18 protein-coding genes are annotated in these 17690 nt (G+C 74.2%); 12 read left to right on the forward strand and 6 right to left on the reverse strand.

All coding sequences use genetic code 11. The features are described from left to right. Window positions 1-151 precede the first annotated feature (151 nt). The 3 genes from LN652_RS06280 (at window position 152) to LN652_RS06290 (ending at window position 3754) form a co-directional block, all read left to right on the forward strand. Window positions 152-2095 (forward strand): glycosyltransferase family 2 protein, encoded by a 1944-nt coding sequence (locus tag LN652_RS06280; protein ID WP_230443824.1) that lies wholly within the window; start codon window positions 152-154, stop codon window positions 2093-2095. Further along, window positions 2092-3318, forward strand: a complete 1227-nt coding sequence (locus tag LN652_RS06285) for an acyltransferase family protein (protein ID WP_230443825.1) — start codon at window positions 2092-2094, stop codon at window positions 3316-3318. The genes LN652_RS06280 and LN652_RS06285 overlap by 4 nt, the downstream gene beginning before the upstream one ends. 61 nt (window positions 3319-3379) lie before the next feature. After that, on the forward strand, window positions 3380-3754 hold the full coding sequence (locus LN652_RS06290; RefSeq protein ID WP_230443826.1) for a TraR/DksA family transcriptional regulator: 375 nt from the start codon (window positions 3380-3382) through the stop codon (window positions 3752-3754). Window positions 3755-3761: 7 nt separating this feature from the next. Here LN652_RS06290 and LN652_RS06295 read toward each other — a convergent pair whose 3' ends face one another. Beyond that, window positions 3762-5495 carry a serine/threonine protein kinase gene (locus LN652_RS06295; RefSeq protein ID WP_230443827.1) on the reverse strand — a complete coding sequence of 578 codons (1734 nt, stop codon included), beginning with the start codon at window positions 5493-5495 and terminating at the stop codon, window positions 3762-3764. A gap of 83 nt (window positions 5496-5578) precedes the next feature. Between LN652_RS06295 and LN652_RS06300 the strand changes: the two genes are divergently transcribed. The 8 genes from LN652_RS06300 to LN652_RS06335 all read left to right on the forward strand — a co-directional run bounded on the left by LN652_RS06300 (window position 5579) and on the right by LN652_RS06335 (window position 12557). Continuing rightward, on the forward strand, window positions 5579-6304 hold the full coding sequence (locus LN652_RS06300; protein ID WP_230443828.1) for a lysoplasmalogenase: 726 nt from the start codon (window positions 5579-5581) through the stop codon (window positions 6302-6304). A gap of 23 nt (window positions 6305-6327) precedes the next feature. Next, a complete protein-coding gene (locus tag LN652_RS06305) occupies window positions 6328-6660 on the forward strand; it encodes a hypothetical protein (protein WP_230443829.1) in 333 nt (110 codons plus the stop codon). A 46-nt stretch (window positions 6661-6706) separates the two neighbouring features. Then, entirely contained in the window at window positions 6707-7642 is a 936-nt protein-coding gene (locus tag LN652_RS06310; protein ID WP_230443830.1) for a phytanoyl-CoA dioxygenase family protein, read from the forward strand. Window positions 7643-7922: 280 nt separating this feature from the next. After that, window positions 7923-9284, forward strand: coding sequence for an HNH endonuclease signature motif containing protein (locus LN652_RS06315; protein ID WP_230443831.1), 1362 nt, complete (start codon window positions 7923-7925; stop codon window positions 9282-9284). A gap of 55 nt (window positions 9285-9339) precedes the next feature. Then, window positions 9340-9912 (forward strand): RNA polymerase sigma factor, encoded by a 573-nt coding sequence (locus LN652_RS06320; protein WP_230443832.1) that lies wholly within the window; start codon window positions 9340-9342, stop codon window positions 9910-9912. Further along, window positions 9909-10721, forward strand: a complete 813-nt coding sequence (locus LN652_RS06325) for a hypothetical protein (RefSeq protein ID WP_230443833.1) — start codon at window positions 9909-9911, stop codon at window positions 10719-10721. Before LN652_RS06320 ends, LN652_RS06325 begins: the two co-directional genes overlap by 4 nt. A gap of 55 nt (window positions 10722-10776) precedes the next feature. After that, window positions 10777-11916, forward strand: a complete 1140-nt coding sequence (locus LN652_RS06330; protein WP_230443834.1) for a sensor histidine kinase — start codon at window positions 10777-10779, stop codon at window positions 11914-11916. Then, window positions 11913-12557 (forward strand): response regulator, encoded by a 645-nt coding sequence (locus LN652_RS06335; RefSeq protein ID WP_230443835.1) that lies wholly within the window; start codon window positions 11913-11915, stop codon window positions 12555-12557. Before LN652_RS06330 ends, LN652_RS06335 begins: the two co-directional genes overlap by 4 nt. Here the strand turns inward: LN652_RS06335 and LN652_RS06340 are convergent. The 5 genes from LN652_RS06340 to LN652_RS06360 form a co-directional block, all read right to left on the reverse strand. After that, the gene (locus tag LN652_RS06340; RefSeq protein WP_230443836.1) at window positions 12536-13198 is read right to left on the reverse strand and encodes a DUF2306 domain-containing protein; all 663 of its coding nucleotides are present in this window, start codon (window positions 13196-13198) and stop codon (window positions 12536-12538) included. The two genes, LN652_RS06335 and LN652_RS06340, sit on opposite strands and share 22 nt — an antisense overlap. Before the next feature lie 158 nt (window positions 13199-13356). Next, window positions 13357-14442, reverse strand: coding sequence for a branched-chain amino acid aminotransferase (locus LN652_RS06345; RefSeq protein WP_230443837.1), 1086 nt, complete (start codon window positions 14440-14442; stop codon window positions 13357-13359). A 4-nt stretch (window positions 14443-14446) separates the two neighbouring features. Then, window positions 14447-15436, reverse strand: coding sequence for a hypothetical protein (locus LN652_RS06350; RefSeq protein ID WP_230443838.1), 990 nt, complete (start codon window positions 15434-15436; stop codon window positions 14447-14449). A gap of 3 nt (window positions 15437-15439) precedes the next feature. Continuing rightward, the gene (locus LN652_RS06355; protein ID WP_230443839.1) at window positions 15440-16531 is read right to left on the reverse strand and encodes a 3-isopropylmalate dehydrogenase; all 1092 of its coding nucleotides are present in this window, start codon (window positions 16529-16531) and stop codon (window positions 15440-15442) included. A 10-nt stretch (window positions 16532-16541) separates the two neighbouring features. Then, the gene (locus LN652_RS06360) at window positions 16542-16682 is read right to left on the reverse strand and encodes a hypothetical protein (protein ID WP_230443840.1); all 141 of its coding nucleotides are present in this window, start codon (window positions 16680-16682) and stop codon (window positions 16542-16544) included. Between the two features lie 437 nt (window positions 16683-17119). On the opposite strand from LN652_RS06360, the gene LN652_RS06365 reads away from it, so the two are divergent. Beyond that, window positions 17120-17686 (forward strand): O-methyltransferase, encoded by a 567-nt coding sequence (locus LN652_RS06365; protein ID WP_230443841.1) that lies wholly within the window; start codon window positions 17120-17122, stop codon window positions 17684-17686. Window positions 17687-17690 lie beyond the last annotated feature (4 nt).

A 17690-nucleotide genomic window follows, 5' to 3' on the forward strand; every position in this document is an offset into this window, starting at 1 on the left:
CGTGAGCAGCCTCACCGCCGAGAGGCGGCCCTCGAGTTGCGAGCACCCCGGTGACTTCGGAACAGTCGAGGGCTTCGTTCGGCGGTAGATCCCGACCGGACCGCGGCTCACGCAGACGCACTCACCGACCATCTCGATGAGAAGGACTTCCGTGACCACCCTCCCCCGCAGTCTTCCGAGCACGCCCTTCGACCGGCCCCGCAGCACGGGCGCCGTCGTCGGGCGGCGCGAGATCCTGACCCCGCCCTCCCGCCTGGACCGGGCCACCCGGCGCCGCATCGTCGCGGTGATCGACCCGGTCTGGAGCACCGACAACGACGACCCGACCGACCACACCCGCGCCCCGCGCGAGGTCATCGAGCGCGCCGCCGAGCTGCTCACCGCCCGCCTCAAGCCGGGCGAGCTGATCTCGGCGACGCCCAACGGCCGGCTGCTGCTGCAGCTGCGCCGCGAGGACCGCGCCGCCCGCCCGGTGCGCCTGCAGGAGATGGCGTACTTCGCGCTCGAGGTCCTCGACCGCCTGCACCGGACCGACGGCGTCGTCGACCTCGGCGTCGGCTGGGCCCCGATCACCCGCAAGCAGGGCCCCGAGGCGGCCGCCGAGGCCGCCGCGGAGGCGGCCAGCGAGTCGCTGCGCCAGCGCGACCTCCAGCCGCGCCAGGACGGCGCGCACGTCAAGGCCCGCAACCCGCGCATCTCCGGCTGGACGGCCTGGCGCCAGGGCGTGTGGGCCACCGTCGGCAGCGTCGCGCTGCCGTTCCTCGCGATGGTGGCGCTCTACCGCGTCGGCATCGACGTCAGCACCCCGCTCTACTGGACCCTCGTCGTCGCGCTCGGCATCACCGCGCTGACGATCTGGGCCGAGGTGTCGCACGCCTTCACCCCGCCGAAGCTCCCGGCCCGGCCCGAGGGCCCGGCACCCCGGGCGACCGCGGTGATCGCGGCGTACCTGCCCAACGAGAGCGACACGATCGTCGAGACGGTCGAGCACTTCGTCGCCCACGACTACGAGGGCGGGCTGCAGGTCGTGCTGGCCTACAACACCCCGGTCGACCTGCCGGTCGAGGCCGAGCTGGCGGCGCTCGAGGAGCGCCACGGCCACCTCGTCGTGCTCCGCGTGCCGGACTCGACCTCGAAGGCGCAGAACGTCAACGCCGCGCTGCGCGTCGCGACCGGCGAGTTCGTCGGCATCTTCGACGCCGACCACCACCCGGCCGACGGCTCCTTCGAGCGGGCCTGGCGCTGGATCGCCGACGGCCACGACGTGGTCCAGGGCCACTGCGTGATCCGCAACGGCGAGGACTCCGCGCTCGCCCGCCTGGTCGCGGTCGAGTTCGAGCAGATCTACGCCGTCGCCCACCCGGGCCGCGCGTCGCTGCACGGCTTCGGCATCTTCGGTGGCTCCAACGGCTACTGGCGCGCCACCGCCCTCGAGCGGATCCGGCTGCGCGGCTCGTTCCTCACCGAGGACATCGAGGCGTCCATGCGGACCCTCGACGCCGGCGGCAGCATCGTCAACGACCCCGGCCTGGTGTCCTACGAGCTGGCCCCCGACCGCGTCGGCGCGCTGTGGAAGCAGCGGATGCGCTGGGCGCAGGGCTGGTTCCAGGTCTCGGTCCGGCACCTGTGGACCCTGCTGCGCAACAAGCAGCTGTCGGTGCGCCAGCGCGTCGGCCTCACCTACCTGCTCGGCTGGCGCGAGGTCTACCCGTGGGTCTCGCTCGCCGCGTGGCCGCTGCTGGGCTTCCTCGCCTGGCGCGACGGCGGCCTCGACATGACGACCCCGCTGTTCGTCCTGATCACGCTGTTCGTGACGGTCTCCGGCCCCGTCCAGACGCTCGCGGCCTACCGCCTGGCCGAGCCGAGCGTGCGGGCGCACAAGCGCTGGTTCGTCACCGCCGCGATCCTCAACCTGCTCGTCTACACCGAGGCGAAGAACCTGGTGAACCGCGTCGCGCACCTCAAGCAGCTGCGCGGTGAGCACCAGTGGGTCGTCACCCCGCGGACGGCGTCGAGCACCGGCTCCTCGTCCTCCGACGCCCCCGACTCCCCCTCGACCTCTGCCGACGCCGACACCCCGGAGGTGGCCGCATGAGCACCCTGACCGTACGTCCCCGTCCCGCCCCCGAGCGCGACACCGGCCCCTCCGGGTCGGGGTCGGCCTCGAACGACCGGCGGGTCTTCCCCCTCAACACCCTGCGCGCCCTCGCGGCGCTGAGCGTGGTGACCTTCCACGCCTACCAGTCCTCGCGCAGCGGACCCGACTCCGCGTGGCCGTGGGACGGCCTGGCCCACCGGCTGATGACCGGCACCGACCTGTTCGTCGAGATGTTCTTCGTGCTGTCGGGCCTGGTGCTGTGGCTGCCGGTCGCGCGCGCCGTCACCGCGGGCGGTGAGACCCGCTCGGGCCGGGCGATGCTGCTGCGCCGCACGGCGCGGCTGGTCCCGCTCTACTTCACGGTGGTGCTGGTGGTGTGGTCCCTGACCAACCACTCGGTGCCCGGCCACTGGCAGGACCTGCTGCTGCACCTGACGTTCACCCACGTCTACAGCGACGACTACATCTTCTGGACCGCCGGCCCGGCGTGGAGCCTGGCCGTGGAGTTCCACTTCTACCTGCTGGTCGCGCTGTCGTTCCCGGTGGTCCGGTGGGCGCTGCGTCGCTGGCCGGACGCCCGGACGGCCGTGCTGGTCGTCCCGCCGGCCCTGCTGGCCGTCGTGGGCGTGGCCTACAACGCGCTGATGATCCACGTCGTCCACCCCGAGATGACCGACTGGTCCGCGTGGTTCTCCCCGGTCTCGCGGGCCGCGAGCTTCGCGGTCGGGATGCTGCTCGCGGTGCTCAGCGCCCGCGAGGTCACCCTGCCCACCGTCGCGCGGCGGATGACCGCCGCCATCGGCATGAGCGCGCTGCTCGCCCTGGTCGTCGCCCGCCCGGAGACCGCGGTCACCCACTGGTGGCCGACGCTGTACGCCGTCGCGCTGGGCGGCGCGCTCGCCGCGATCGTGCTGCACCGCGGCCCGTGGGCCCGCGTGCTGAGCGAGCCGACCCTCGCCTGGCTGGGCGGGCTGGGCTACGGCATCTACCTGATCCACGAGCCGGTGCTGCGCCTGGTCAAGCACCTCGGCCTGGCCCCCGAGCCCCAGCAGGGGCCGGCGTTCCTGGCCCTCGCGGTGCTGGTGGCGGTGCCGACCATCGCCCTGGCCTGGGTCAGCTCGAAGACCGTCGAGGCGGCGGGCCTGCGGCTCGCCACGCTGCTCGACCGCGACGGTCGCAGCCGGGAGTACTACCCGCACCTCGCGTCCGACCCGGCGTGAGGACGCGACGATGATGCTCGTGGGGCGGCCCACTGTCGGTGGGTCGCCCCATGATGCTGTCGTGGACACCCCTGCACCCGACGCCGACGCCGCCGACGTGAGGCGCCGCCTGGGCGACGAGCGCGAGTCGGCGCTCGCCCGGCTGGCGAGCCTGACCGGCGACTTCGACGCCGTGGTCGCCGCGTCGCTCGACTCCAACGCCGACGACGAGCACGACCCCGAGGGCCACACCATCGCCTTCGAGCGCTCCCAGATCGGCGCCATCGTCACCCAGGTGCGCCACCACCTCGCGGAGCTCGACGCCGCCCTCGACCGCGTCGACGCCGGCGCCTACGGCACGTGCGAGTCGTGCGGCGGGCCGATCGGTGGCGTACGCCTCGACGCGCTCCCGGCCGCGCGGACCTGCATCGCGTGCGCGGGGCGACCGCGGGCGTGAACGACCGTCAGAGCCAGCGCGGCAGCGACACGTCGGAGAGCGGCGCGTCGTCGTAGGGCGTCCAGCGCGGGCCCTGCGCGGCGGCCGCCGCGGCGAGCCCGGAGCCGAGGGCGCCGACGAGCAGCGTGACCAGCAGCCACGCGACGCCGCGCCGGGCGAGCGGGTCGACGACCCGGTGGACCGGTGAGCGGAGCCGTTCGGAGCCGGGACCCCACCAGAGGCCGAGCGCGAACCCGCCTCCGACGACGCCGAGCGAGGTGGTGAGCGAGACCGACGCCGCGAAGCACAGCAGGCCCACCGCCGTCGCGATGCCGACGCACCACAGCAGCAGGATGATCGTGCCGCCGAGGCCGGCGACCACGTGCCATGGCGCCGCGAGCAGCAGCTGGATGCCGTCGTACCACTTCGCCCCGCGGCGGTTGCGGCGGTTGCCGACCGAGCTGGCGGCGAGCGACCCGCTGCGCAGGAGCCAGGCGGCGAGGAGGACGACCACGAGCGCGAGGTAGGGGGCGTAGGTGATCCCGCCGGCGACCACGCCGCCGAGGGCGAGCAGCGACAGCCCGCGGCGCAGCCGCTCGCCGGCCGGGACCGGCTCGGGGGCAGGGGCGCCGTAGTCGGTGACCCACTCGGTCGAGCCGTCGGGCAGCACGCGGGTCTGGCGGTGCGGCAGCGTGCCCGCCTCGCCCCAGCCCTGGGTGGGCGGTCCGTACGGGTCCTCCCGGTGGTCGGGCTCGCTCCAGTCCGACGACCAGTGCACCGGCTCGTCCACGACACCGGGACCGCCCACGACGCCGGGCATCGTGCCGGTCGTCGCCGCGACGGTCGCGGGAGCGGCGAGGTCGGTGGGCGCGGCGGCGGCCTGGTGGGCGGCTGCGACGTAGGGCAGCGTGACCGGGTGGGGCGCGGTGCGCGGGGGCCGGGGCGCGTCGCCGTGGCGCAGCTCCTCGAGCCAGTCGCGGACCTCCTCGAGCGTGGGCCGGTCGGCCGCCTCGGGCGCGAGGGCGTCCTCGACGAGCGGCAGGACGACCGGGTCGAGGTCGGACAGGTCGTGCTCGCCGCGGCGGACGCGGTCCATGATCGCCACGGACGGCCCGCGGCCGAACGGCGCGCGCCCGGTGCCGGCGTAGGCCACCGTGGCGGCCCAGGCGTGCACGTCGGAGGCGGCGGTGGCGTCCTCACCGTGCAGGATCTCGGGCGCGAGGTAGCCGGGCGTGCCGAGCAGCCACCCGTTCATCGTGATCCGGGAGTCCTCCGCGACGCGGGCGAGCCCGAAGTCGATGAGGATCGGCGTGCGGCCCTCCATGATCACGTTGGACGGCTTGATGTCGCGGTGCAGCACCCCGACGGAGTGCACCGCGTCGAGCGCCTCGGCGAGGCAGTCGGCGAACCAGAGCAGGTCGTCACCGTCGAGCGGTCCCTCCTCCTGCACGTGGTCGTGCAGCGACAGGCCGGGGACGTAGCGGGTGGCGACGAACGGGATCTCGCCCCACGGGTCGGCGTCGACGATCTCGGCGATCCGGCGGCTGCGGATCCGGCTCAGCGAGCTCACCTCGCGCGCCAGCCGGCGCCGCGCCTCGTCGTCGCCGACGACGTGGGGGCGCAGCACCTTGATCGCGACCGGTCGCTCCCCCGGCCGCTGGCCGAGGTGGACCACGCCCATGCCGCCCTCGCCGAGGCGGGCACGCAGCGCGTAGCCGCCGACGGTGAGACCGGGCGGCGGCGCCTTCGGGGACGTCGTCACGGGACGATCGTACGGCCGCCGCTCCCCCGCACCCCGCACCCGCGCGTCTGGTCGCGCGACGGGTCGGGCCCCATGATGTGGGCGTGCCCCGCGCCCGTTCGTTCCTCCGCCCCGCCGCGTACGCCGCGCTCGCGGTCGCCGACAGCGTCGCCGCGGGCCGGCCGGGCACCCGGGCGCGCCGGCTGCGGTGGGCCACCAAGCCGGCGCTGATGCCCGCGCTGGCGTGGGCCTCCGCCGAGCACGCGGACGGCTCCCGCCTGGCTCGGAGCACCACGACCGCCCAGGTGTTCTCGTGGGGCGGGGACGTCGCGCTGCTCGGCTCCGGGGAGCGCGCCTTCCTGACGGGTGTCGGGTCGTTCTTCGGCGCGCAGGTGGCGTACGTCGCCGGCTTCCTGTCGGTCCGCGACCCCGACCCCCGGTGGTCCGACCTCCGCCTCCCGCTCGGCCTCTGGCTGGCCTCGGCGCCGGTGATGGCCGTCGCCGCCGGCCGGGAGGATCCGACGCTGCGCGCGCCGGTCGCGGCGTACGCCACCGTCCTGAGCGCCATGTTCGCGACCTCGCGGCTGGTCGACCGGTCGCTCCCCCGCGCGTCGCGGCGGGCGATCCAGGCCGGCACCGCGCTCTTCGTCGTCTCCGATACCGCGCTCGCGACGCAGGCCTTCCTGCTCGCCCGCCCGCGGCCCGCGATCGACGTGTTCGTGATGGCGACCTACACCGCCGGGCAGGGGTTGATCGCCGCGGGTGTGGCGGGGGTGGCGGCGTCCGACCTGTTCCCAATCGCGCGTCTCGCTCCTACAGTGAATTCCTAGTCCTGATCACGACGGGGGTCACCATGGCAGCTCTCTCGAACCAGGCGGTCGCGGCAGTCGACCAGGCGAGTCAGGCGATGGACACTGTCCGGGCTCTTCCCGCTCAGGAGAAGAAGGCAGCTACCGACGCCTTTCGCCAGGCGAACGCTGATCTCTTCCCGGGCGGCGACAAGTACCGAACGCAGCTGTGGTTGACGCTGATCGTGGGTCTGATCGTCGTTGCCATCATCGCTCTCATCACGGCGGGCGTGCTCGTCGCCAAGGACAAGGACAGCGCGATGGCGATCGGCGTTGTCACAGCAATCGTCGCAGGGCTGATCGGCCTGTTCTCGAAGTCCCCGACCAGCGGGCAGTAGCCATAACCAGGTGCGTCCCCCGGTGCGCGACGCGTAGAACCGATGCATGGACCTCGACCACGCGCGTCAGACCTGGCTCGACGACGGCTACGTCGTGCTGCCGGCGTACCTCCCGCCCGAGGTCCTCGAGCCGGCCGTCGCCGGGCTCGGCGAGCTCTTCCCGTCGGCGGACGACTTCCACGACGGCGTCGACCCGGAGCGCAACGCCCGGTTCGTCGGCGACGAGTTCGACGGCATCGACGGCTTCCCGTTCGCGAGCCTCGCGCTCAGCCGGCTGCCGGTCAGCGACGCCATGCTCGACCTCGCGACGACGCTGCTCGCCACCCCGGACGTCCGCCTCTACTCGGCGGAGGCGTGGGGCAAGTACGAGGGCGCGGCCGACTACGACCAGGACCTGCATCGCGACTACCTCAACCACACGATCCTGGCGCCGTCGAGCGCCCCGGAGTTCCGCCAGCTCGAGGTCTTCGTCTTCCTCTCGGAGGTGACGGCCGACCTCGGCGCCCCGCGGATGGTCCCGCGCAGCGCGGCGACCGACGCCCTTCCGGCGCGCCCCAACTTCTTCCCGCGCACCGGGCCCGACGACGGCGGCGGGTTCCTCTCGCCGGGCCGCCCGGACCTCTACGAGCACGAGGTCCCGGCCGCCGGACCGCCGGGCACGGTGGTCGCGTTCCAGCCGCAGACCGTGCACCGCGGGTCGGCGATCACCCGGCCGCGCGGCGCGCGGTTCACCATGCACCTCAACTACCGCCCGGCCGCCGCGGAGTGGGCGCAGCGCCACGCGTGGGCCGACCGCAGCCACGACGACGACTGGTACGCCTTCGTCGAGCAGGCCGGGCCGCGCCAGCTCGCCCCCTTCGGGTTCCCCGGCCCGGGTCACCCGTTCTGGACCGCGGAGACCCTCGCCGGCGTGGCGCAGCGCTACCCCGGCCTCGACCTGACGCCCTGGCGCGACGGCCTGGCCACCCCGTCTCCTCGCTAGGGCCGGCCGGGCAGCGGGACCGCGGCACACGTCCGGCACGGCCGGCTCGCGAGGACACCTTCCGCCTGTCCACAGATGTACGAACATGCTTGCGAAAAGTATGCTACCGGCGTAGCGTAGGTCCCACGTCTCCGAGACTTCCGGGTAGTCGAATGCCGGGGTGGAGGGAGGCGAGCCGCGAGGGTCATGTAATTGCCTCCCCAGCTGGGGGCCTCCAGGAGCGACGACCGTGATTCGACCGTGCACGCGCACGGTCGACCGTCGTCGAGAGGAGGCCGCCATGACCCACCCGATCGTCGCTGCTGCCGGCCTCCTGGACGACGTGCTGAAGGCAGTCGTCGACTCCAACCCGACCTTCATGTCGACCGACGAGAAGGCCCACGCCCTGCGTGAGCTCGTACGCCTCGAGTCGCGCGTCACCGAGCTCCGGCTCAGGGTGATGGCCGACGCCACCGACGTGGCGGCCGGGACCGGTGCCCGCGACGTCGCCGACTGGCTCGCCCACGCGTGCCGCCTCCGCCCGGAGGACGCCCGCGCCGACCTCCGGCTCGCAACCGCCCTCGACCGGAACCGTCCCGAGGTGGGTGCCGCGCTCCGCGCAGGTGACGTGACGCCGGCGCAGGCACGGGTGGTCGTCCGCGCCCTCGAGGACCTGCCCGACGTGGTGCCGACCGAGGTGGTCGACGAGGCCGAGCGCGCGCTGGTCGCGCACGCGGCGCGGTTCGCGCCGAAGCAGCTCGCCCGGATCGGGCGCCACGTCCTCGCGGTCGTCGCCCCGCACGTCGCCGACGAGGCCGAGGCGCAGCGCCTCGCCGCGCAGGAGCAGGAGGCGCGCCGCCGCACCCGCGTCTCGCTGCGCCGCCAGGGCGACGGCACCACCCGCCTGTCCGCGCTGCTCCCCGACGCCGTCGCCACGCGCCTCGCCCACTACCTCGAGGCCTACGCCAACCCGCGCCGCGACGACTCCCCCTTCGGCGCCCCCGCGAACCCCGACGCGCGCAGCGACACGGACGGTCCCGGATCCGACGCCGACGGCGCCCGCTCCGAGGCCGGCGACGGGGCGACCGCCCACGACCCCGTCGCCCGGCTCACCTACCCCCGCCGGCTGGGCGAGGCGTTCTGCCAGCTGCTCGAGAACCTCGATCCCGGCCGGCTCCCGGTCCACGGCGGCGACGCCACCACGATCGTCGTCACCGTCTCCCTCGACGCCCTGAGGTCCGCGCTCGGGTCGGGAGACCTGCTCGGCGCGGGGACCGTCCCGAGCGACGCCCACCACGACCCCTGCGCGGGCGAGCACCTGAGCGCGGGAGAGATCCGTCGCCTGGCGTGCAACGCCCGGATCGTCCCCGCCGTCCTCGGCGGCGCGTCCGAGGTCCTGGACGTGGGCCGCGCACAGCGACTCTTCACCGCGGTCCAGCGACGGGCGCTGCTGCTGCGCGACCGCACCTGCCGCGCCGAGGGGTGCGACGTCCCGGGCACCTGGGCGGAGGCGCACCACTGGGTGCCGTGGTCCGCCGACGGCCCCACCGACCTCGCCAACGGCGTCCTGCTCTGCTCGCACCACCACCATCGCGTCCACGACCCCGGCTACTCCACCGAGAGGCTCGCGAACGGCGACGTCAGGTTCGCCAGGCGGACGTGAGGGGCGTGTGCGATCGTCTGCGACACACGTGCAGGTTCTCGGACAGGTGAGGGGTATGGACTCCACCACGTCCTCGCCGCAGGAGCGCGAGCAGCGCTTCCGGGAGGTCTACGACGCGTCGTACGTCGACCTGCTCCGCTTCGTGCGACGGCGCGTCCACCCGACCCGTGCCGAGGACGTGGTGGGCGACGTCATGCTCGTCGCCTGGCGCCGCCTCGACGACGTCCCTGCCGACCTGTCGTCCGCGCGCGCGTGGCTGTTCGGCGTGGCGCGCCACACCCTGCAGAACGCCAGGCGACGCGACGACCGCCACGACGCCGTCGCCGTCCGTCTCGCCGAGGTCCGCCACGACCTCGCCGACGTCGGCGACCACCCCGACCTGGTCGCCCACCGGGCCGACATCGCGGCGGCCTGGCCGCTCCTGAGCGCGCTGCACCAGGAGGCGATCGCGCTGTCCGTCCTCGACGGGCTGAGCGCGCCCGAGGCGGCCACGGTGCTGGGCATCTCTCCCACCGCGTTCCGGCTGCGGCTGTCGCGGGCCAGGCGCGTGCTCAGGCGCCTCGTCGACCCCATCCCCACCGACGACCGCCCGTCCGGCCGCCTCACACACGACGGGAGCCCCCGATGACCAGGCCCACCCCCGACGCTGCCCTGCGCGACCTCGACCCGGCTCACGCGACCGCTCTCACCCGGGCCGAGCGGGAGCGCGCCGACGCGACGCTGGCCCGCATCCTGGCCACCCCCGCCCGCGAGCCGGCCGCGGAGCCACGCGGCCGACCGCGTCGGCGACTGAGGCGGCTGCTCGTGCCGGTGGCGCTGGCCGGCGTCCTCGGTGTCGCCGGGCCCTCGCTGCTGGGCGGCTCGGCCTTCGGCTCGTGGACCTCGACGCCCGAGACCCTGACCGGCTCGGCGCGGGCCGAGGCCGCCGCGACGTGCCGCGCGAGCTTCGGCGTGACGGACCGGGCACAGCAGGTCGTGATCGCGGACCGGCGGGGCGAGTGGACCTACGTGCTGCTGACCGGCGCCCGAGCCGAGCTGTCCTGCCTCATGGACGAGGACCTCGTGGGTCGACGCGGGGCGACCGGGGACGTCGGGTTCATGGGGAGCTACGGGCAGGGCGCCGGCCGTCCGCCGGACGTCTCCCGGAGCGGCATCAAGGGCTACGGCGCCGTCGGCGCCATGCCCGTCGACGGGTGGTGGCCCTTCACCGACGCCGAGGAGTGGATCAACCAGGTCGAGGGCTACGTGGGGGTCGACGTCACGGGGGTCACCGTGCACACCCGCGCCGGCACCGACGTGGAGGCGTCCGTCGCGGGCGGCAGGTTCGCGGCGTGGTGGCCCGCCCCGAAGCCGAGCAGCGAGCACCCGGACTCCGACGGCGTGTCGACCTACACGGTGACCCTCGTCGACGGCACCACGCGCGAGGTGTCCGGCTGACGCCTCGGTCATCCGGCCGATCCGCGAGGGCCGTCACCGCCACTACGGTTCAGGCGTGCCCACCGTCCTGCGCCAGCTCTGGCACCTCCCTGCGCCCGCGCCGACCGACGACGCCAGGGCGGCCCGCCTCGAGCTCGGGCTGGTCGTCTACTTCGCGGTCGCCGGCGTCCTCGAGGCGCTCCTCACGACGCCCGCGCCCGCGTGGCGCTGGGTATCGCTGGGCGCGCTGCTGGTCTGGCTGCCCACGCTGTTCGTCCGGCGGACGCGTCCGCTGGTGCCGGTCGTGGTGTTCACCGCGGGCGCCGTGGTGACCGCCGCGGTCGGGCAGGTGTCCGGCACGCAGCCCGGGGACCTCAGCGCGGCCGTGGTCGCGCTGGTGATCCCGTACTCCCTCGCCCGGTGGGCGCCCGGACGCGAGGCCGTCATCGGTCTCGGGCTCTTCGCCCTCGTCGCCGGCACCTCGCTGGTGGTGCAGGACCTCCCGACCGGTGACCGGCTCGGCGGGTCGGCGGTGGTGGTCACCGCGGTGGCGCTCGGGGCGCTGCTCCGCTCCCGCGCCCTGCTGCAGGCGCGCCGGCTCGTCGACGTACGCCGTGACGAGCGCGACCGGCTCGCGCGCGACCTGCACGACACGGTCGCCCACCACCTCACGGCCATCGCGATCAGTGCGCAGGCCGGGCTCGCGGTCGCCGACTCCGACCCGGAGGCCGCCAAGAAGGCCCTGCGGCGCATCGACGAGGAGGCCAGCCGGACGCTGGCGGAGACCCGCACCGTCGTCCGCGCGCTGCGCGACGACGCGGCCGCGCCCGACCGGCCCCTCGACGACCTGGCCGGGCTCGCCCGCACGGGCGACGACGGACCGGCGGTCGACGTCCGCCTCGACGGGGTCGACGACCTGTCCCCGACCACCGCCGCGGCCCTGCACCGGATCGCGCAGGAGGCCGTGTCCAACGCCCGACGGCACGCGCTCCACGCGACCCGCGTGGACGTCCGCGTCGCCCGCCGCGGCGCCGACGTCGAGCTGACCGTGCACGACGACGGGCGCGGCCAGCCCACCCACGGCGAGGGCTACGGGATCGTCGGCATGACCGAGCGCGCGACGCTGCTCGGCGGCACCCTCACCGCGGGGTCGGCGCCCGACGGCGGTTGGACGGTCCGCGCGGTGCTGCCGGCGGGGACGGTGGACGCCCGATGACGCTGCGGGTGCTGGTCGCCGACGACCAGGAGATCGTCCGCACCGGCCTGGCCACCATCCTCGGCGCCCAGGACGGCATCGAGGTCGTCGCCGAGGCGGTCGACGGTCGCGACGCCGTCGAGCAGGCCCGGCGGCTGCGCCCCGACGTGTGCCTGCTCGACGTCCGGATGCCGCGGATGGACGGCATCGAGGCGACCCGGCTGCTCGCCGGACCCGACGTCGCCGACCCGATGGCGGTCGTCGTGGTGACGACCTTCGACCTCGACGACTACGTCTACGGCGCGCTGCAGGCCGGCGCCCGCGGCTTCCTGCTCAAGGACTGCGGGCCGCAGGTGCTGGCGCACGCGGTGCGCGCCGCCGCCGACGGCGGCTCGCTCGTCGCGCCCACGGTGACGACCCGGCTGCTCCGGGCGTACGCCACCCGGGACGACCCGCGGTCCCCGACGTCCCCGCTCACCGAGCGGGAGGAGGACGTGCTGCTCGCGGTCGCCCGTGGCCTGACCAACCACGAGGTCGCGGCGGAGCTGCACGTCTCGCTGAGCACCGTGAAGACCCACCTCGGGTCGCTGATGCTCAAGCTGGCGGTGCGCAACCGCGTCGAGCTCGCGCTCTGGGCCTATCAGACCCGTCGCCTCGACTGAGACCGTCGCACCAGCCACTCGGCGAGCACCAGGTTGACCGCCCAGGCCAGGCCCATCACGACGGCCTTGGGGTTCCCGGACGGCTGGCCGACGAGCGCGACGTACGGCCCCAGGAACAGCGCCTGGGTCCCGGCACCCTGGCCGACCGCGTAGGCGCGGGCCATCCACCGCTGGTGGGTGACGACGTCACGGCGCCGGATCGCGACCAGCCCGAGCACCAGCCCGGCGACCATGACGGCGCCGAAGAGCAGCCGCAGCCACATCAGCGCAGCGTTGTCGTGGGCGGGGACGTCGGAGAAGGCCGCCATCCACATCCCGCTGAGGCCGCCGGCGACACCCGCCGGCACCAGCACGCGACCGCTCCAGCGGTGCCACGCCGGCCGCCTGCGCCGGAACGACGGCCACAGCTGCAGGGCACCCAGGACCAGGAAGGTCGTCGCCCCGAAGATGTGCACCAGGATCGGCACGGGCAGGTCGAAGAAGCGGGCGTTCTCCGCCGTGCGGCCGCTCGACAGGTCGACCACGCGGAAGACGCCTCCCGCGGACGGGACGAGCGCGAGCGCGAGCAGGCTCGCCGGGATCCACCAGTCACGGCGGGTGCGGGTCGCGGGCGGGGAGGTGGCGGGTGCGGTGGTCGTCATGGGACGAGCCTCGTCGCGCGCGGCGCGCGCCGGATCGTCCCGCGGGCCCGACCTCCTCGGCCGTTCGGCCGAGGTGGAGGTCGGGGTGGAGGTCGGGGTGGAGGCCGGGGTGGAGGCCGGGGTGGAGGCCGGGGTGGAGGCCGGGGTGGAGGCCGGGGTCAGACCACCCGGTGCATCCAGCCGAACGTGTCCTCGTTGCGGCCGAACTGCATGCCGACCAGCGCCTCGCGGATCCGCATGGTGAGCTCGGTGCTGGCCGGGGCCGGGGTCACGCCCTGGGGCGAGCGCAGCTCACCGACCGGGGTGACGACCGCGGCGGTGCCGCAGGCGAAGACCTCGGTGATCTCGCCGGAGGCGACGCCGTCGCGCCACTCGTCGATGGAGAACTTGCGCTCCTCGACGGCGTGGCCGAGCTTGCCGGCGAGCTCGATGATCGAGGCGCGGGTGATGCCCTCGAGGATGGTGCCGGTCTCGGGAGTGACGATGCTCCCGTCGCGGTGCACGAAGAACAGGTTCATCCCGCCGAGCTCCTCGATGTAGCGGAACTCCTGGTCGTCGAGGAAGACGACCTGGTCGCAGCCCTTCTCGATCGCCTCGCGCTGGGCGGCCAGCGACGCGGCGTAGTTGCCGCCCGTCTTGGCCGCGCCCATGCCGCCGCGGCCGGCGCGGGTGAAGGTCTCCGAGAGCCAGAGGTTGACCGGCTTGATGCCGCCCTTGAAGTAGGCACCGGCGGGCGAGGCGATCACCATGAAGGTCACGTGCTGCGCGGGGCGCACGCCGAGGAAGGTCTCGGACGCGAACATGAACGGACGCAGGTAGAGCGACTTCTCGCCGCCGCCGGACGCGGCGTTGTCGGGCACCCAGCGCTGGTCGGCCTCGACCAGCGCGTCGACGCACGCGACGAAGTCGTCGACCGGCAGCTCCGGGAAGGCCAGCCGCTGCGAGGAGCGGACCATCCGCGCCGCGTTCTGCTCGGGCCGGAAGGTCCAGACCGAGCCGTCGTCGTGGCGGTAGGCCTTCATCCCCTCGAAGGTCTCCTGGGCGTAGTGCAGCACCGCGGTCGCCGGGTCGAGCGTGAGCGGGCCGTACGGCGTGATCCGCGCGTCGTGCCACCCCTCCTCCGGCGTCCACTCGACCGTGAGCATGTGGTCGGTGAAGTACGTCCCGAAGCCGGGGTTCGCGAGGATCTCGGCGAGCCGGGCGTCGTCGACGGGCGTGGGGTTGGCGGTGGTGCTGATCTGCATGGGGTCAACCTATCGGGTGCGGGGAGTGCCAGATCCGGCCGTCGACGGCGACGAAGACACGGTCGTCGGCCAGCACGACGTCGTCGCCGTCGCGCCATTCCTCGGGGTGGACGTGGATGGCCGCGTCGAGGCTCCCCGACGGCAGCGGATGGTGGCCCCAGCCGTCCTCGCCCCGGACCCACAGCTGGGGTCCGTCGGCGGACTGGAGGGCCACCAGGTCGGGCGAGCCGACGACGAGGACCACGGGGTGGTCGGGGTCGAGGTCGACGGGCAGCGCGAAGGAGGCGGCCGGGTCGTACGCGCCGTGGCGGGTGCCCGAGAAGCGCTGCAGCACCGGCCGAAACTCGCGGTGCCCGGCCGCCCAGCCGCCCTCCCAGAGGTCGGTCACGAGGTCGAGGGGCTGGCCGAGGGGCCGGGCCTCCCATCCGTCCAGCGAAGTCCAGCGCCACACCGGCGAGGTCGACCCGTCGGCGCCCTCGAGCGGGCCGGCCACCACGAGCACCTCGTCGGCCGGGGCTCGGACGACCAGCTCGGCGGCGGCGACGTCGCCCACGACCCGGACGCCGCGCGGCGTCGGGAAGGCGCCGTCGACCATCTGGCCGGGCACCAGCCACCCGTCGGCCCGGACGGTGAGCACGAAGACGTCGCTGTCCTGCACGCAGAAGGTCCACAGCCGCTCGGCGTCGAGGGTGGTGGCGTCCTCGAGGCGCTCGTTGCACGCGCAGCCTGGCAGGTGCTGGTAGGAGTCGAAGTCGTGCGTGGTCAGCCATGGACGCACGCGACCGACGACGAAGTCGTACGCGCTGTAGCAGCAGGCCGACGTGATGGGTCCGCGGCCGACCGGGACCGCCTCGGCGACGACCCCGGCAGCACCGAGCCGCACGGCCAGGGGCCGGTCACCACGACCGCCGAAGGCGACCGCCTCGCCCTGCCAGTTGAAGCCGGTCAGGCGCCCCTCGACGGGGACCTGCGACCACGCGGGCAGGGCGGCCACGCCTCAGCCGACCCTGGCGGCGATGGCGTCCCCGACCTCGCTCGTACGACGGGTCGCGCCGGGCGTGCGCTCGCGCAGGTCGGCCAGCACGGCCGCCTCGATCGCGGCGGCCGCGTCGGCGTGGCCGAGGTGGTCGAGCAGCAGCGCTCCGGAGAGGATCGCGGCGGTCGGGTCGGCCTTCTGCTGGCCGGCGATGTCGGGGGCGGAGCCGTGGACCGGCTCGAACATGGAGGGTGCCGTCCGGTCGGGGTTGACGTTGCCGGAGGCGGCCAGACCGATGCCGCCGGTGATGGCGGCGGCGAGGTCGGTGACGATGTCGCCGAAGAGGTTGTCGGTGACGACGACGTCGAAGCGGGCGGGGTCGGTGGCCAGGAAGATCATGGCCGCGTCGACGTGCATGTAGTCGGTCGTGACGTCCGGGTGCTCGGCGGCCCCGGCCTCGAAGGTGCGCCACCACAGCGAGCCGGCGTGGACCAGCACGTTGGTCTTGTGGATCAGCGTCAGCTTCTTGCGGGGTCGCTTCGCGGCGCGGGCGAACGCGTCACGGACGACCCGCTCCACGCCGAAGGCGGTGTTGACCGAGACCTCGGTCGCGACCTCCGCCGGGGTGCCGACGCGCAGGGCGCCGCCGTTGCCGGTGTAGGGGCCCTCGGTGCCCTCGCGGACCACCACGAAGTCGATGTCGCCCTTCGCCAGCACGTCGTCGGCCAGGGGTGAGGCCGTGCCCGGGAACAGGCGCGAGGGGCGGAGGTTGACGTAGTGGTCGAGCTCGAAGCGCAGCCGCAGCAGCAGTCCCCGCTCGAGGATGCCGGGCGGCAGGTTCGGGTCGTTGGGCTTGCCGCCGACCGCTCCCAGCAGGATCGCGTCGTGCCCGCGGATCTCCGCGAGCACCGAGTCCGGCAGCACCTCGCCGGTGGCGAGGTAGCGCTCCGCGCCGAGGTCGTAGCGCGTGGGCTCGAGCTTCACCGGCGAGGCGACCTCGAGGACCTTGAGGGCCTCGGCGGTCACCTCGGGGCCGATGCCGTCGCCGGGGATGACGGCGAGGGCGTAGGACCCGGAGGCCGGTGCGGACGCGTGCTGCTGGGTGTCGGACATGCCGGCGAGGCTAGTTGTCGTCGGGGCGCTCGGCGCCGTTGTCTCGCAGGTCAAGCGCGGTCTGCAGGGCGGCCGTGACGTTCTCGTTGCTGCGCGGGTTCTCCGGGTCGTGCGCGGCGGGGCCCCAGCTGTCGGGATACAGGTCGTACATCGAGATCACTCCTCGGGGGTGGCGGATCGGGTGGCTGGTCGGGTACTGCTGCCCGAAGCCACCGACACCGCGGCGGGTGGAGGAGCGAGGAGTGCGGGGATCGCCCGGTCCGGCTCCCGGCCTGGCGTGTGCGGATCGCGCAGTGACTGCGAGGACCCGCCACGGAGGCGGCGACTTCGAGCACCTGGGTCGAGCCCAGGGTGCGAGTCGAAAGGCCGGGGGCGTCTCACCTCGTCAACGCCGAACACCGCGACGAGGTGGCCTCTCTGTCAGGCCTCGCCGCGGCGATCGATAAGTACGAAGACGCTCCGCATGGTGCGACGACTGTACGACCGCGGGTCGGCGTTCCGCACCGGGTTTGCGCAAACGTGTCAGATCGTGAGATGTCAGACCAGCGAATGGGATACGGCGCGAGGGATGACAGACTCGGCGACCTCATGTCTGCTCCCCCGGATCTCCCCGACGTCGTCCAGCGCGCCTTCGACGTGTGCCGCCAGGCCGGCTACGTCGCCTTCTGCCGCAACGAGACCGGCCGCCTGCTCGCGACCCTCGCGGCGACCCGCGGCGGCACCATGGCCGAGTTCGGCACCGGCTGCGGCGTCGGCACCGCGTGGCTGCGCAGCGGCGTGCGCAACGGGGCGCGGATCCTCACCGCCGAGCTCGACGAGTCGCTGGCCGGCGCCGCGTCGCGGATCTTCGAGACCGACGACAAGGTCGAGGTGCTGGCGGCGGACTGGAACGTGCTGCGCGACCGCGGCCCGTTCTCGCTGCTCTTCCTCGACTCCGGCACCCCGTCGGAGGTCGGCGTCGACACCATCATCGACCTCGTCGAGCCGGGCGGCATCGTCGTGCTCGACGACTTCGCGCCGTGCGAGTCGTGGCCGCCGATCACCTACGGGCGGGTCGACTCGCTGCGCGAGCAGTGGCTCACCGACGAGCGGTTCACCGCCGTCGAGGTGATGGTCGCGACCGACGCGTCCGCCGTCATCGCCACCCGCCGCTGAGCCG

Origin of the sequence: Nocardioides okcheonensis, from assembly GCF_020991065.1 — a bacterium.
In the GTDB taxonomy this organism is placed as follows: domain Bacteria; phylum Actinomycetota; class Actinomycetes; order Propionibacteriales; family Nocardioidaceae; genus Nocardioides; species Nocardioides okcheonensis.